Raw genomic sequence first — 15,783 nt, forward strand, 5'->3', positions numbered from 1 at the left:
CTACTCCGCCTTGAGGCCTTCCACCGGCTCCACACTGCTGGCCTTGAGGGCCGGGTAGATGGAGGCGAGGTAGGTGACGAGCACCGCGATGACGACGGCCAGCACGGTCTGCACCGGCTCGACGCGCACCGGCACCGCCGGGATGTAATAGACGTCCGGGTCCAGCTTGATGCCGACCTTCTCGATGAAGGCGCACCAGGACAGGCCGGAAATCAGTCCGAGGAAGCCGCCCGCGACGCCAATCTGCAGACCCTCCGCGAGGAATATCTTCACGATGCCGCCATCGGGGACGCCCAGTGCCTTGAGGACGGAAATCTCCTTCCGCTTCTCCAGCACCAGCATGATGACGGTGGCGACGATGAGACCCGCGGCCACGATGATGATGATGGAGAGGATGATGCCCATCACCAGCTTCTCCAGGCGCAGCGCGGAGAAGAGGTTCTTGTTCATCTCTCCCCAGTCGCGAGCCCGGTAGGGATAGCCGCCCAGCACCTTCACCACCTGCGCGGCGATGCGCCGCGCATCATCGATGTCCGCCACCTTCAGTTCGATGCCCGTGGCCCCCTTCACGCCGAAGAAGTCCTGGGCCTCATTAAGGAGGATGTAGACGAACTTGGAGTCGTACTCGTACATGCCCGAGTAGAAGATGGCCGCCACGCGGAAGGCGCGGCTCTTCGGAATCGGGCCGGAGGGGCTCAGCTCGGTGCCCAGCGGGGAGACGACGTTCACCCGGTCTCCCACCACCACGCGCAGCGACGCCGCCAGCTCACGGCCAATGACGATGCCCGGCAGCACCGGCGCCTTCTTGGGCGTCCCGGAGCGGCGGATGATGTCGTCCTCCTCTACCCCGCTCTCCTCCGCGGGCTCCTCGTCCGGCAGGCCGCGGTGGACGATCTTCTCCGGCGTGTAGAGGATGTCGAGCGAGCCGCCACCGAGGATGTTCTTGGGCAGGTCCGTCACCTCGCCCACCGTGCCCGGGTCGATGCCCTTGATGATGACGCCGTCCACGTTGCCCTCGGACGCAATCATCACCTGGTTGATGATGAAGGGCGTCTGTCCCACGACGCCGGGCACCTTGCGGACGGACTCCATGACCTTGGCGTACTCGGGCAGGTCGCCCGCGTACTTCGACACCACGGCGTGCGCGTTGGTGCCCAGGATCTTCTGCTGCAGGTCGGCCTCGAAGCCGCTCATCACCGACAGCACGATGATGAGCGCCATCACGCCCACGCCCACGCCGCCCACGGACAGGGCGGTCATCATCATGGTGGGCGACTGCTCCCGCAGCTTGAGGCGGTTGAGGTCGGAGGCGGCCGCCAACGGGTCCTTCAGGCCCAGTTCGCGGATGCGGGTGCGCTCCACGGCCGCTTCCGCCGAGCGGATGATGAAGTAGATGAGCAGCGGGGGGATGATGCCGAGCATCAGCACCGCCAGCGTCCCCAGCAGCAGCGACGGCCGGAACACCGCCACGTGCCGGCGCGCGACGAAGAGCTCGAACCCCAGCTTCAGGTCCACCCGGCCGCTGCCGGCGGCGATGAAGCCGGTGTTGATGCCCAGCACCAGCGCCAGCACCAGGAAGGTGAAGACGAGCCAGTATCCCAGCTCCGGGCGGCCAATCAGCCCCGCGACGTACGTCACCTCGCGCAGCCGGTAGCCCAGTGAGAGCTGCAGCCCGGGCAGCCGCTCCATCAACGTGAGGATGATGGGGATGGGCAGGCCCAGGTACAGCACGCCGATGGTGGCCTCGGGCAGCGACAGCCGCTGCGCGCGCGACGCGCCGATGAAGCCGGAGATGAAGGCCACCATGCCGCCCGCGAGCAACGCGATGGCGAAGGCCCCGGTGGGCGGCAGCGACAGGCCGCCGCTGGCGCCCTTCCCCGCCGCGCCCAGCTCCGTGGCGGACACGCCGCTGGACAGCACCGTCTGCAGGAGGACGAGGACCACCTCCGCCAGCAGCATGCCGCCGCCGTAGGCGCCCAGGGTGCTCCAGTAGAAGTCCCGGTAGCGCGCCAGGCGCGGGTACAGCGTGGCGCCCGCGGCCGGGCTGGGCCCTTCGGTGGGCTCCGGCGCGCGGCGGATGCCGGCGGCGATGAGCGCCCACCCCGCGAGCCAGACGACGGAGCCCGCGACGAGGAGGCCCGTGTTGGGCACCGGCGCGACGGGCTGCTCGGACACCAGCAGCAGCGCGTTGAGGGCCTGGACCAGCCCGCCCCACCCCAGCAGGGACAGCCCCAGGGAGGAGCTGGTCTCCAGCCAGGCTTGAGAGGACGTGAGCGCCACCCCGAGCAGGCTGAAGCCCACCAGGGCGACCAGCGCCCCAATCCAGATGAAGGTCCAGCGATGGACGGTCTGCCGTTCGGCGGAGTGCACGCGGCCTCCTGGCTACTTCGCCAGTGGCTTGAGGAGGGGAAACAGGATGACGTCCCGGATGCTCTGCGAATCCGTGAACAGCATGGCGAGCCGATCAATCCCGATGCCTTCACCGGCAGTGGGCGGCATGCCGTGCTCGAGGGCTCGGATGTAGTCCTCGTCGTAGTCCATGGTCTCCTGCTGGCCCCGCTGCTTCGCATCCAGTTGGGCCTGGAAGCGGCCCTTCTGGTCCAGCGGGTCGTTCAGCTCGGAGAAGGCGTTCGCGATTTCGCGGCCCGCCACGTACAGCTCGAAACGGTCCGTCACGTCCGGGTTCTGGTCATTGCGACGGGCCAGCGGCGAGACGGCGGTGGGGAAATGGGTGATGAAGGTGGGATGGATGAGCGTGTGCTCGACGTGGTGCTCGAAGAGCGCGCCCACCAGCTCACCGTGGTTCATGGTGTCGATGGCCCGGCGCTCGGCCTCCGAGTGGCTCGTCTTGAGCAGCTCGTGGCGCAGCCGGTCCGCGTCCGCCATGTCCTTGTCGGACAGCCCGCTTACCACCTCGCGGATGGCCTCCGTCATGGAGATGCGCTTCCAGCCCTTGCCGAAGTCGAGCACGTGGTCGCCGTACTTCACCTTCGTGTCGCCGGTGACGGCCTTGGCGGCCTCCGAAATCATCTCCTCGGAGAGGTCCATCAGGTCCTCGTACGTGGCGTACGCCTGATAGAACTCCAGCATCGTGAACTCGGGGTTGTGCCGGGTGCTGATGCCTTCGTTGCGGAAGTTGCGGTTGACCTCGTAGACGCGATCCAGGCCGCCTACCACCAGGCGCTTGAGATACAGCTCCGGGGCGATGCGCATGTACAGGTCGATGTCGAGCGCGTTGTGGTGCGTGGTGAAGGGCCGCGCCGCCGCGCCGGACACGAGCGGGTGCATCATCGGCGTTTCGACTTCGACGAAGTCACGCGTGTCGAGGAAGTCGCGGATGAAACGGATGAGCTTGTTGCGCCGCAGGAAGGTCTGCTTCACGTCCGGGTTGGACACGAGGTCCAGGTACCGCTGACGGTAGCGAATCTCCACATCCGTCAGGCCGTGCCACTTCTCCGGCAGGGGCCGCAGGGACTTGGTGAGCGGAGTGAACTTTGTGGCGGACAGCGTCAGCTCGCCCGTCTTCGAACGGAACACCGGGCCGGTGGCGGCCACGAAGTCGCCCAAGTCACAGAGCTTGAAGGTCTCATAGGAGTCCCCCAAGGCGTCCTTCTTCATGTGGACCTGGATTTCGCCCGAGCGGTCGCGCAGCTTGATGAAGGCGGCCTTGCCGAAGGAGCGCATGGCCACGACGCGACCGGCGACGTCATAGGGCGGAGGCGCGGCCTGCTCGATTTCCTCGGCGGACTGAGCGGCGTGCTTCTCGTGGATTTCGGCGGCCTGGTGCTGGGGACGGTAGCCGTTGCCGTACGGATTGAAGCCGGCCTCGCGCCACTTGGCGGCCTTCTCCAGCCGCTGGTCGTAGATTTCCTGTTCCTTCGTCCCGAGGTCGCCCTCGCCCGCACTCTTCTCGCTCTTGTTTTCGGTCTCGGCCATGACGCGCTTTCCCAAAGGCGCGGCACCGTAGCCAAGCCTCCCCCGGGAAGCAACGCAACACAGCGGAAGGCCGCTCAGGGAGCGACCAGCACCAGGAAGGCGGCCACGGCGGCCGCCAGCAGCAGCGGGATGAGGACCTCCACCGGGAGGCGGTGGTTCATGTGCACCGTGTGCAGGCCCCGCAGACCGAAGCGGCGCTTGCGACGCACACGGTTCATCACCAGGGAGGCGAGCGCGGGCGGGGCCTTCTCACGCTCCACGTGCTGGAGCCGCTGCACCGTGCTGGAATAGCGCTGCCAACCCTGGCGGCAGTCGTCGCAGCCGTCCAGGTGGGTGCGAACCTCCTCCGCCTTGGGGGCGGGAAGCTCGTCGTCGGCGAGCGCGAGGAACAGGGCCCTCGCCTCGCGATGGTTCATCCGCGGTTCCACGTCCCGCAGTCTGCGATGAATGCCGTTCATGGCTCAAGCCGCCCCAGGAGTTCCGCCAGCTTTTCCCGGGCCCGGTGGAGCCGGCTCTTCACCGTGCCCTCCGGTAGCTCGGTGATGTCGATGATTTCGTCGTAGCTGAGGCCTTCGATGTCGCGCAGCGCCACCAGCATGCGCGCGTCCGGCTCCAGCTGGGAGATGGCCCACTGCACCCGGGCGCGCTCGCGCGCGGACTCCAGGGCGGCATCCGGGCCGGGCGCGGTGCCCCCGCCCTCGGAGAGCAGGGCCGCGGCCTCGTCGAACACTTCGGAGCGGCCCCGGCCCCGGCGCTTCAGGTACTTGAGCCGGTTGATGCAGTGGTTGCGGGTGATGCGGAACAGCCAGGTGGACAGCTTCGAGTCCTCACGGAAGCGGCGGACGTTCTGGTGCACGCTGACGAAGATTTCCTGCACCAGGTCGTGGGCTTCCTCACGGTCTCCCACCATGCGGACGCAGAAGTCGTAGAGCCGGTCCTGGTGGGTGCGCACCAACAGCTCGAAGGCGTCCGGCTCCCCGCGGCGCAGCCGGGCCAAGAGCGCCGCGTCCTGACGGCGCGACTCGGACGCGTCCGCGGCGGCGGCCTCTTCCTGTCCGATTTCGAGCACGCCGCCCGATGACACCCGTGTCCTCCCGCGACAGCCCCTCCGCAGGAGGTGCCGCCGTCCCTCAGCCTACCCTGTCCCCTGCCCCGCGGCCCTCCGACAGCAGGGCCGCGGAAAAGGTTCCGGGCGAAGGCGAGGAAACGGTGAGGCGCGGCGCCTAGTCCGCGCTGCGGTTGGGGTTCTTCACGCCCAGGAGCTGGGCGGTGACGAACTCCTCCAGGTCCCCATCCAGCACGGCGTCCACGTTGCCCGTCTCGATGCCGGTGCGCAGGTCCTTGACCATGCGGTACGGCGCCAGCACGTAGGAGCGGATCTGCGAGCCGAAGGAGATGTCCTTCTTCTGCGCCTCGGCGGCATCACGCGCGGCCTCGCGCTTCTTCATCTCCAGCTCGTACAGGCGGCCCCGCAGAATCTTGAAGGCCATGTCCTTGTTGGCCGACTGCGAGCGCTCCGTCTGGCAGGTGATGATGATGCCGGTGGGCAGGTGGCGCAGCTGCGCGGTGGACGACGTCTTGTTCACTTTCTGGCCGCCCGCGCCGCCGCCGCGGATGAACTTCAGATCGATGTCCTTCTCCGGGATGTCGATCTGGATGGTGTCATCCACCTCCGGATAGACGTCCACGGACGCGAAGGCCGTCTGCCGGCGCGCGTTGGCGTCGAAGGGCGAAATCCGCACCAGCCGGTGCACGCCGACTTCCGCCTTCAGGTAGCCGTAGGCGAAGTCACCTTCGATGCGCAGGGAGACGTTCTTGAAGCCCGCCTCTTCCCCCGGCACCTCGTCGTTGATTTCGACCTTCCAGCCCTTGTTCTCGCCGTAGCGGGTGTACATGCGCAGGAGCATGGCCGCCCAGTCCATGGAGTCCGTGCCACCGGCGCCGGCGTTGATGTCCATGAAGCAGCTGCTGCGGTCCTGCTCGCCGGACAGCATGCGCGCCAACTCCAGCTTGGCGACGTCGCCCTCCAGCCCCGTGAGGGAGCCTTCCGCCTCCTGGGTGGTGGCTTCGTCGTTGGCCTCGGCGGCCAGCTCGAAGAGCACCTGCGCGTCATCCAGGCCGCGCATCACCTTGTCGTAGGCGCCGACGCTGGCCTCCAGCGTGGACTTCTCCTTCAGGAGCGCCTGCGCCTTGGTGTTGTCGTCCCAGAAGGTGGGCAGCGTGGACTCGCGTTCAATCAGCGCGATGCGGGACCGCTTGCGGTCGAGGTCAAAGATGCCCCCGGAGCGCCAACACACGCTCCCTGAGGCCGTTGATCTTCTCCATCGAATCGTTCGCCATGGCTTCTTTCCGTGTCCTTTAGGGAGTCTTCAGCGATGCGACGGCATCCCGCCGTCCGGCTGATGCGCGGTCCGCCCCGGGAAGGCGCGCCAGCACCCGGTCCAAACCAAATGCGCCCGCCATGCCCAGGGAGATGGGCAGGATGAGCGCGATGAGCCGCCAGTTGTCCTGGTCAAAGGGCGGCAACACCTTGAGCACCACGCCCAGCACGCCCAGGGCGGCCAGCAGCGTCCACACCTTGAACAGGCGCGCGCGGGCCTTCTGGCTGCCCCACGTCAGGGCCACGCCGAAGGGCAGCGCCAGCAACGTCAGCGGGTTGGCCAGGAAGAGGTTCTCGTTGCGGTAGGTCACCGTGTGGTCTGTCACCAGCCCCATGATGAACAGCGCGGTGCCCGGCAACCCGAGCGCCAGCCCCACCACGGCGTTCTCCAGCCCGAGCAGCAGGCGGGCCACGCGGCTGCCCCGCTGGCGCTCCCACACCGCCAGCCCGACCGCCAGGCCGCCCAGGGCCAGGCCCAGCGCGAGAATCCACGGGCCCCACGGGGGAGGCTCCGCCGGCGGACGCTGACGTCGGGAGGATTCGTATTGGTTCCAGCTCTTCGCCGCGAGCGACGCCAGCTGCCCGTCCGCGCCCTTCACCTGGAGCGCCGCGACCTGGGCCTCCAGTTCGTCCGGGAGGAAGGCCTCCTCCCACTTCGTGATGGGACGGTCGATCTCGTCGTTCATCATGAAGTCGAGCAGCACGCTCATGGGCGCGTTCACCGCGGTATAGCGCCGGGTGTGCTCGCGCAGCGTCATCCGCCCCGGCGCCCGGTCCGCCTCACGGAGCTGGCCGCCCGTGGCCACGTCAATCATGTCCCGCAGCCGCGTGACGCAGTTGTCGTTGTAGTGGTGGTACAAATACTCGCGGTTCTCCGGGAGCACGTTGTCCGCCAGCCGCTTCGCCACGACGACGCGCTGCTCGGGCGTGAGGTTGAGCTCCTGCACGCGGACGTCGCGGTCCTCGGCCTGGTAGTAGCGGAAGGTGCCGCCCACCGACGACTGGCCCACCCAGAACTCCAGCCGGCCCATGGCGAAGCGCGCGAGCATGGCCTCGTCGAAGGAGAACATGCCGTAGTTGTAGAGGCGCGACATCTGCCGCCGCCGGTCCTCCACCACCAGCGAGCCGTGGCCCCACCAGGACGGCACGTCATCCCCGGGACTGAACGTCACCAGGAGGATGGCCAGGTCCTCGCCCTGGCTTTCGCCCGTGCCCCACGGCGGCATGGAGGCCGCGCGCGCGGGCGCCGCCAGGAGCAGCAGGCCGAGCAGGCAAGAGGCAATGAGTGATGGGCGGAGCATGGCTTGGTCCAACACGCGGGAGGCCGCCTACCTATCACGCACGCCGCCCGGCTCAACGGGATGGATACTGGATTGTCCAGCGGGGAGCCGGCGGAGGGCCTACATGAGGCTGCGGGCGCGGCGGGCCTTGGCATCCACCTGGAGCGAATCCGCCACCATGCCCCGCTCGCCCAGGAGCTGTTCCTCCAGGGCCGCCATGCGCTTGGCGTCCCGGGGGCGCTCGTGGTCGTGCCCCAGCAGGTGGAGCAGGCCGTGCGCCAGGTAGCGCGCCATCTCCGCCTCCAGCGTGCGGCCGTACTCCTTGGCCTGCCGCTTCGCCGTGTCCAGGGAGATGACCACATCCCCTAGCGGGCGCGGTCCGGGCGTGCCCTTGGGCAGGTCGCCCGCGGGGAAGCTCAGCACGTCCGTCGCCTTGTCCTTCTGGCGCCAGGTGCGGTTGAGCCTGCGGATGGCCCGGTCGTCCACCAGGGACAGGGACAACTCCACGCCGGACAGCTCGAGCTGCACCAGGTAGTCCTTGGCCCAGGTGGTCAACAGGCGCGCGAAGTCCCGGCCCTGGCCGTGCGCCACCTGGATGGTGACGTGGTTCGCCTGCACGCGGGGCTTGGGCGCCTCCATGTGCGCCAGCTCCGGGCGGAACGCGGGGGCGCACACCGACCAGTAGTCACACGCGCCCTGGCCGTCGTTGCGGTACACCACGCGCTTGCCGCGCGGCACCAGGCCGACCTCGCCCGCGGGGATGCGCTCGCGGCGGCCCTCCACCACGATGGTCAGCTCGCCCGTGAGGACGATGACGACCTCGTCGAACTCGGGGCGCTGCGCGGGTTCGGACCATCCGGGGGGCGCCAGCATCCGCGCGACGGACGCGGAGTCCGTGCTGGTGGTGGCCGCGCCCACGAACTCCTCGATGCGCTTGCCGTCGTCACGGGGAATCAGCTTCCCCTTGCGCAATCTCACGCCATTGCCCCTTCGTGCCCCGCTCATGCTCCCCCCGCGGTCCGCGCCTTGTCCTTGCCTTCCACGGGCCGAGGAACCGCGCCCGCCACCACCAACGGCGGCGCCTTGCCCCCTCCCACGGCGCCCGCCGGATAGGCCGGACGCGTGTGGTAGATGCCCTCGAGCGTGTGCAGGAAGGACTGCGAGATGAGGTTGAGGTCCTTCAGCGTCAGGTCACACTCGTCGAGCTGACCCTCGGAGAAGATGAGGTTGATGATTTTCTGCACCTGAGCGTGGAGCTTGGGCGTGGTGGGGTCCGTCATGGAGCGCGTGGAGGCCTCCACCGCGTCGGCGATCATCACCAGCGCCGCCTCGCGAAACTGAGGCTTCGGCCCCGGGTAGCGGTAGATGCTCTCGTCGATGGGCGGAGCACCTTCCTTGCCCTCCTGCTCCTTCAAGGCCTTGTGGTAGAAGTAACCCACCGTGCGCGTGCCGTGGTGCTGCGGAATCGCATCCGCCACCAGCTTGGGCAGCCGGTACTGACGGGCCATCTCCAGGCCCTCCGTCACGTGGCGCTTGATGATGACCGCGCTCATCGCCGGCGCGAGCGCGTCATGGCGGTTCTCACCCTTCTGGTTCTCCCCGAAGTAGAGCGGATTCCGGCCCTTGCCGATGTCGTGGTAGTACGCACACGAGCGCGCCAGCAGCGGGTTGGCCCCAATCGTCTCCGCCGCGTTCTCCACCAGCGAGCCGATGATGATGGAGTGGTGGTACGTGCCGGGCGCCTGGACGATGAGCTCCTTGAGCGCCGGGTGGTTCAGGTTGGCCAGCTCCAGCAGCTTGATGTCCGACGCGTAGCCGAAGGTGGCCTCGATGAGCGGCGTGAGCGCCATCACCATCACCGGCACCGCCAGCGAGGAGCCCGCGAAGGCGCTCACCGCGGTGATGAGGGTGTCGGCCGACAGGCCCTTGCCTTCCACGAGGAAGAGGAAGAGCACCGCCACCAGGTTCACCGCGCCCGTCACCAGACCCGCGCGGAAGATGCCCACGCGGTCCTTCGCCTTCACGATGCGGTCGGCCGCCACCAGCGAACCCACCAGCGTGAAGATGCCGAAGGCCAGCGAGTTGCCCAGCATCACTCCGGTGAGGCAGGCGAAGACGAGCGCGAAGAAGAGCGCCAGCTCCTGCGTGAGGATGAAGCGCACCAGCATGGCGCCGGCCGCCACCGGGAAGGCGTAATAGAAGGCCTCGATGGGCAGCGCGGTGTAGCGGTCCTGTACCGCGTCCGCGATGGACACCCAGATTTGCAGCAGGCCCAGCAGCCCCAACAGCAGCAGGCCCAGCAGCACGCCGTCCTTGCGCGTGGGGCGGAAGCGCCGGAACGCGGCGCGGCAGAAGAAGTACGTCGAGACGATGAGCAGGCCCACCAGGCCCGTGCCGCCCACCTGAAGCTGGACCAGGTCCAGCCGGTCCGTCTCCGCGCGCATGCCGCGCAGGATGACCAGGTGCGACTCATTGACCAGCTCACCGTCGCCAATGACGCGCTGGCCCTTCTTGATGGAGATGACGGCGTCCTTCACCGCCTGGGCCGCCTGGTTCCGGCGCGCGTCCGACTCCGCGATGTTGATGGTGAGGTTCGGCCGGACCAGCCGCTGGGCCAGCCGGAGGATGGCGCGGCGCTGAACGCCCGGCGCGTCCGGCATCAGGTTACCGGGCACCGAGGCGAAGCGCTCCATCTCCTGGTGCGCCTCGGGGACGTCCACCACCTGGGTGGAGCCCCCCGTCAGGGACTCCTCGGCCTTGTTCACCACGTCGCGGACGGTGAGGCCCTGATGCGCCTCCCGAGCCAGCTCCTCCCGGGAGCCCGCCACATGGACCGCGCCGCGCTCGGAGCGATACGCCCGCTCCAGCACCAGCAGCGTGGCCGTCTCCGCCTCCTGCGAGAAGCGGGTGGCATAGAGCGCCTGGAAGTCCTCGGCCTCCAGCACGGCGTCGCGCTTGCCGAAGAAGCGCTCCTGGAGCTCCGCCCGCATCTTCTCGCGGGTGCTGCGCTCCAGCTCCAGCATCTCCGGGGACGCGGCGGGCTTGCGTCGGCGGGTCGTCTCGCGCTCCTCGGGTTCCGAGTCGGACTGCGCCTCCGCGAGCTCGTCCAGATGCAGCCGCATGGACGAGAAGGCGGAGCTCACCGTCGACCGCAGCTGCCCCAGGACGGCGGGGTTCAGGTCGTATACCGGTTTGACGGCCGCGCGCGCGTCCTGGCGCCGCTGCTGCGTCATGGCGCGGTGGACGACCTCGTAGTCCCGCGCGGCCTTGAAGCCGGCGGGCGAGCTGGCTCGGAACGGCTTGCCGAGGTTCTCCTCCGCCAGCGCCGGAATCTGCTGACTGTAGAGGCCCGGCGAGATGACGAAGCCCGCGCCAATGGAGACGGCGAGCAGGAGAAGGACCTGGATGGCGCGCCGCCCCCAGACGCCGTTGTCCAGTCCGAGGCGTTCGGCGAGCGCATCCAGTGGACTGCGCCCGGGGGGCTGCGTTTCCGATTCGGCCATGGGGGTCCTCACCCTAGATAAGGCGTCGCGGATCCTTCAAGGACGCAGCGCCTGGGAATATTCGCAAGGGTGGGATGGAGTACGCCCGCCCGGCAGGGTACGCGCGGGTGGGCGCAGGTAGGTCTTGGCACCGTTACTCGACGGCAACGGGCTCGGCGGTGGTGACCCGCGTCGCGGTGGGCACCTGGGCGGCAGCGGTTGCTGCTTCCCGAGCCGCCTGGGCTTCGCGCTGGGCGACGTCCGCCCGGTCGTAGGCGCGGATGACTTCCTGGACCAGGGGGTGGCGGACGACGTCCACCTCCGAGAACTCCGCGAAGTGGATGCCGTCGATGTTCTTCAGCACCGCGCGCGCATGGTTCAACCCGGACATCTTCCCCGTGGGCAGGTCCACCTGCGTCACGTCACCGGTGATGACGGCCTTGCTGTTGTAGCCCAGGCGCGTGAGGAACATCTTCATCTGTTCCACCGTCGTGTTCTGGGCTTCGTCCAGGATGACGAACGCGTCGTTGAGCGTGCGGCCACGCATGAAGGCCAGCGGGGCCACTTCCACCACGCCCTGCTCCAGCAGGTGCGCGGCGCGCTCGGCCGCCATCATGTCGTGCAGCGCGTCGTAGAGCGGCCGCAGGTAGGGATTCACCTTCTCCTGCAGGTCTCCTGGCAGGAAGCCCAGCTTCTCACCCGCCTCCACCGCGGGGCGCGCCAGGATGATGCGCTTGACCTTGCGCTCCTGGAGGAAGGCGACCGCCATGGCCATGGCGAGGTACGTCTTGCCCGTGCCCGCGGGGCCGATGCCGAAGACGATGTCGTGGGAGCGGATGGCGTCCACGTAGCGCTTCTGGTTGATGCTCTTGGGGGAGATCTGCCGGTTGCCGGAGCTCTTGAGCACCGGGCCCAGCATGACCTCCTGCAAGGACTCCGCGCCGCGGCCGAGCACCTTGATACCCTGCTCCACGTCCTCCCGGTAGACGGGGCGGCCGGCGCGGATCATCTCCTCCAGGTTCTCCAGGAGGCGGACGGAGAAGGCGACGGCGTCGGATGGGCCGGAGAGATGGAACTCCGTGCCGCGTTGTCCCACCCGGACCCCGAGGCGCCGCTCCATCAACTTGAGGTTTTCGTTCTGGTTGCCGCAGAGGGCCAGGGCGGTCGCGTTGTCACGAACGTCCACCTTGGCGGAGGCGGTAAGCACTTCGGGCGCTTCCAACGTGGCGGGATTTCGCAATGCGGATTCTTCCTCGGTCTATGTCGCTACGGCTGACACCAACGTAACGCCGCCCCCAGGGCCGCGAAAGACGACTTTGTGTCAGGACTAGCGCAAGGGTGGCAGGAGAATGAACTGCCGAGCGGCCAACCGCCGGTAATAGTACTCTTCCCGCCACGGGTATTTCAGTTCGCCCGGTTTCAACAGTCCAGCCTGCACCAAAGAATCCAGACGCTCGGGCAGCTCACCGCGTTCCAGGCGAAACACCTCGAGCGCGGCCTCGATGCGGACGCGCTGGGCCTGGGAAACATGACGTTGGGCCGCTGAGTCCGCAAATACCGCGGCAACGCCCGCTTCGGGGCCCGGGCGCACGGCCCGGGGCACCACCAGCACCACCGCCGCCAGCACCCCCACGGTGGCGACGAGGCGTCCCACCGGCCCCGCCACGCGAGCAAGCAGGCGCTGGTCCCCAGGAACGGGGGCCGGGGCGCCCTCCGGAAGAATCGGCCGGACGTACTCGCCCTTCACCAGGTTGTAGAGCGCCTTGCAGGTCTCGAACTCGCCCAGGCAGGAGATGTCCACCAGCTTCCGCAAATCCCTCCCGGGCGAAAGTTCATCGTAGATGCGCCGCTCCGAAGGACCGATGGCGCCCAGCTCCCCACCCTCTTCTCCGCGCGGCTGAGGCAGGGCCTTGATGCGTTCGAAGATCAGGTCGTCGCGGTGGATTTTCTGCCGGATGACAGGCCACTCATCCACCATCCGGAAGCCCTCCATGAGCACCGTCTCGGCGCGCAACGGATGGATGGCTTCCGCGTCCGGCTCCACGGGCTCCTGGATGAATTCGTAGGTGCCCGACTTCCAGGTGAAGAGGCGGTAGAGGGTCTCCGTGGCCTGAAGCTGCATCATCGCCTGGAAGCGCTCGGCGGTGAGGGCCTGGCTGGAGACGAGCACGTCCCCCAGCCGCTTGAGCGTGCGGCGCTGCGTCTCCAGGGCCGCCTCGAGCTGCGTCTCGGTGATGAGCTCCGAGCGCACCAGCATGGCGCCGATGAGCTCCTTGCGCTTCCGGGTGACGCTCTCCGCCTTGATGATGTGGCCATCGTTGAAGCCGATGCGCACTTCCTGGTCCTTAGCGCGGACGTGGAGCGTGCCCGTCTTCTGCTGCTGCCCGATGAGCTGCAGGATGTCGCCAATACCAAAGTCCTTCAGGGTGCCTTGCAGGGACATCGCCGTTCACTCCCCCCGCCGCAGACGGCGCAGACCGCGCAACGACAGCAGGTGGACACCCAGCAGCAGCAACGCCGCGGGCGCGAGCTTGAGGTAGAGGGGGGCTTCACCATAGGGCCCCCTCACCAGGCCCTGGTGCAGGAGCACCGCGGCCAGCGCGAAGAGGAAGCCGAACGCATACAGCGCGCCGCGGACCGGCACACCCGAGGCCACGTGCCCCGCGCCGGACAGCACCGCGCCCAGGACGTACGCCACACGGCCCGTCCAGGCCTGATGCCGGTCCACCTGGAGCTGCTTGCGCGCCCGCAGCTGCTGCGGCACCAGCCCACGGCGGGAGAAGACGTTGACGCACTGGCCACACTGCTTGCTGCCCACACCCAGCTCCGGGTCGCAGCGCACGCACACCGCGCGGCCACAGCGCTCACATACCTTGGCCGCCTTCAAGCGGTCCCCCGCGAAGCCCCACAGGGCCAGCAGCACCGCCAGCGCCGCGGCCCCCGCGGAGGCCATGGGCCCGGGCGGAAGCCCCGGGAGCAGCCAGCGCGACAGCTGCGTCTCCACCTGGCGCCCCGCCCCCGTGCCATCCGCGAGCGGAAGCCAGTCGGACTCCCCCAGCTGCGGGGCCAGCAGCAGCAGGTTGAGGAGCAGCCGGTCCTCCGGCGGCGGGTCCCGGACCAGCAGCGCTCCATCCAGTGCCTGCGCCGAGGCCATGGCCGTGGCAGCGCGATCCAGCTCCTTGCCGACCTCCGAGTCCGGCAGCGTCTTCGCCCTGCGGCGGACCACCTGCGCCAGGTTGTAGTGCGGAGCCGCCAGGTCCGGCGCCGACTGCGAGGCCTGCACGTAGAGCAGCGCCGCACCATCCGCGTCTCCCAGCGCGACCAGGGTGTTGCCGAAGCGCGTGAGCAGGCGCGCATCCGAGTTCTTCAGCGCCGAAGCCGCCTTGAAGTGCGTCCTCGCCTCTTCCAGCAAGCCGCGCCGGGATTCGAAGTACGCCAGCGACAGCACCTCCGCGAACGTCGCCGAGCGGGACGCCATCCGCGCCAGCACGCGCGCCCGCGCCTCCTCGGCGGACAGGCCGCCCCGCTCCAGGAGGTACACGTCCTCGGCCGGCGTGCCCGCGAACGCCGTGACACGCGCGAGTTGCCCCGCCGCCAGCGGCAAGAGCCCCACGCCCGCCACCAGCACCGCCGCCACCACCCGCTCCGTGCGCGAGAGATAGAGGGACACGGTGGCCAGCATCACCAGCAGCGCGGGCAGCACACCCAGCCCCAGCACCCACGGCAGGCTCAAGAGAAGCAGCCCCAGGACCAGGGACTGCCACCGGAGACGACTCGCGGCAGCAGGTGGTGGAAGTCATGCAGCGCGTAACGGAGCTTCCGTAGGAAGAACAAGCCCATCAGCAGCACCGCGGTGGCCCCCCAGGCCAGCAGCACCAGGGCGCCCAGGTCCGCCAACACGGGCCGACGATAGCGAGCATCCTGCGCCAGTGTCGTCAGCGCCTGCCGAACCTGCCCCAACGAGCGGGACACCTCGCCCGGCTTCTCCAAGGCGTAGAGCTCCGCGAGCTCGAAGCGCGCGTAGGGCAGCCCCGGCGACAGCTCGACCGCCACCTCCGCCAGCCGCACCGCGCCGGCAATGTCCCCCGCGCGGCGGCGCACGGCCGCTTCACGGAGGAAGCCCACGCTCAGGGGCTCCAGGTCCGTGGCGGCCAGCTCGACGCGCAACGTCCGCAGTTCCTTGAGGGCCGCCGCCGCGGCGTCCCGATCATTCGTCGCGCGGGCCTGCCGCCACCGGTTCCAGATGGCTTCCAGGTCCGCATCCGTCACCCGTGGCGCCAGCACCGGACTCAGCGTCACCGGCCTGGGGGTGATGACCGTGGGTTCCTCGACCGGCGAAGGACTGGCCGCCGCGGGAGTCCGGCCATTGGCGGGGGCCGATTCAACGGCCCTGACATTGCGCGCGGGCGCCCTGGGCGCGTCGGCGGCGTCCTCGGTGGAGGCATCCTCCGCGGCGGGGACGTCTTCTTCCGGCGCGTCCTCCGCGTAGGCGGCGTCATCCACCGGATCCATGGACTCGTCCCGCAGGTCGGGCTCCATGGGGCCCGGATCCACCTCGGGAAGGCGCGTGGGGGCTTCCAGCTGCGCGGACGCCGCGACGGGCACCAGAAGCGTGAAGCCACTGAGAAGGAGGGCAAGAAGCGGCAGGCGGATCATCCAGGGGGTGGATTGTAGGCGACCCAGGGCCAAGCGCGAAAACGAACGC

General features: G+C 68.8%; 12 protein-coding genes. All 12 read right to left on the minus strand.

The annotated features are described in order from the left end of the window. The 12 genes from OZ403_RS24445 to OZ403_RS24500 all read right to left on the minus strand — a co-directional run bounded on the left by OZ403_RS24445 (position 1) and on the right by OZ403_RS24500 (position 15,734). A complete protein-coding gene (locus OZ403_RS24445) occupies positions 1 to 2,370 on the minus strand; it encodes an ABC transporter permease (RefSeq protein ID WP_268781852.1) in 2,370 nt (789 codons plus the stop codon). 12 nt (positions 2,371 to 2,382) lie between these two features. Continuing rightward, positions 2,383 to 3,936, minus strand: a complete 1,554-nt coding sequence (gene lysS / locus OZ403_RS24450; protein ID WP_268781853.1) for a lysine--tRNA ligase — start codon at positions 3,934 to 3,936, stop codon at positions 2,383 to 2,385. A gap of 74 nt (positions 3,937 to 4,010) precedes the next feature. Then, a complete protein-coding gene (locus tag OZ403_RS24455; RefSeq protein WP_140793541.1) occupies positions 4,011 to 4,352 on the minus strand; it encodes an anti-sigma factor family protein in 342 nt (113 codons plus the stop codon). A 38-nt stretch (positions 4,353 to 4,390) separates the two neighbouring features. After that, positions 4,391 to 5,020: an RNA polymerase sigma factor gene (locus OZ403_RS24460; RefSeq protein ID WP_140793543.1), complete on the minus strand. Its 630-nt coding sequence runs from the start codon at positions 5,018 to 5,020 to the stop codon at positions 4,391 to 4,393. Between the two features lie 139 nt (positions 5,021 to 5,159). Then, positions 5,160 to 6,276 (minus strand): peptide chain release factor 2 gene (gene prfB / locus OZ403_RS24465; RefSeq protein ID WP_268781854.1). Its coding sequence is split into 2 segments (ribosomal slippage): positions 5,160 to 6,206 and positions 6,208 to 6,276, totalling 1,116 coding nucleotides; the frame shifts between segments, so codons are not numbered across the junction. An 18-nt stretch (positions 6,277 to 6,294) separates the two neighbouring features. Then, on the minus strand, positions 6,295 to 7,617 hold the full coding sequence (locus OZ403_RS24470; protein WP_268781855.1) for an Lnb N-terminal periplasmic domain-containing protein: 1,323 nt from the start codon (positions 7,615 to 7,617) through the stop codon (positions 6,295 to 6,297). 99 nt (positions 7,618 to 7,716) lie between these two features. After that, a complete protein-coding gene (ybeY, locus tag OZ403_RS24475) occupies positions 7,717 to 8,601 on the minus strand; it encodes an rRNA maturation RNase YbeY (protein ID WP_268781856.1) in 885 nt (294 codons plus the stop codon). After that, positions 8,598 to 11,099, minus strand: a complete 2,502-nt coding sequence (locus OZ403_RS24480) for an HD family phosphohydrolase (RefSeq protein ID WP_174258880.1) — start codon at positions 11,097 to 11,099, stop codon at positions 8,598 to 8,600. Before OZ403_RS24480 ends, ybeY begins: the two co-directional genes overlap by 4 nt. Positions 11,100 to 11,232: 133 nt before the next feature. Beyond that, positions 11,233 to 12,318, minus strand: a complete 1,086-nt coding sequence (locus tag OZ403_RS24485; RefSeq protein ID WP_140793553.1) for a PhoH family protein — start codon at positions 12,316 to 12,318, stop codon at positions 11,233 to 11,235. Positions 12,319 to 12,405: 87 nt separating this feature from the next. Then, a complete protein-coding gene (locus OZ403_RS24490) occupies positions 12,406 to 13,521 on the minus strand; it encodes a DUF4388 domain-containing protein (RefSeq protein WP_140793555.1) in 1,116 nt (371 codons plus the stop codon). A gap of 6 nt (positions 13,522 to 13,527) precedes the next feature. Then, positions 13,528 to 14,811: a hypothetical protein gene (locus OZ403_RS24495; protein ID WP_268781857.1), complete on the minus strand. Its 1,284-nt coding sequence runs from the start codon at positions 14,809 to 14,811 to the stop codon at positions 13,528 to 13,530. Further along, positions 14,808 to 15,734, minus strand: a complete 927-nt coding sequence (locus OZ403_RS24500) for a hypothetical protein (RefSeq protein WP_268781858.1) — start codon at positions 15,732 to 15,734, stop codon at positions 14,808 to 14,810. Before OZ403_RS24500 ends, OZ403_RS24495 begins: the two co-directional genes overlap by 4 nt. Between the last annotated feature and the right edge of the window lie 49 nt (positions 15,735 to 15,783).

It is taken from the genome of Myxococcus sp. NMCA1 (assembly GCF_026810205.1).
Classification (GTDB): Bacteria; Myxococcota; Myxococcia; order Myxococcales; family Myxococcaceae; genus Myxococcus; species Myxococcus xanthus_A.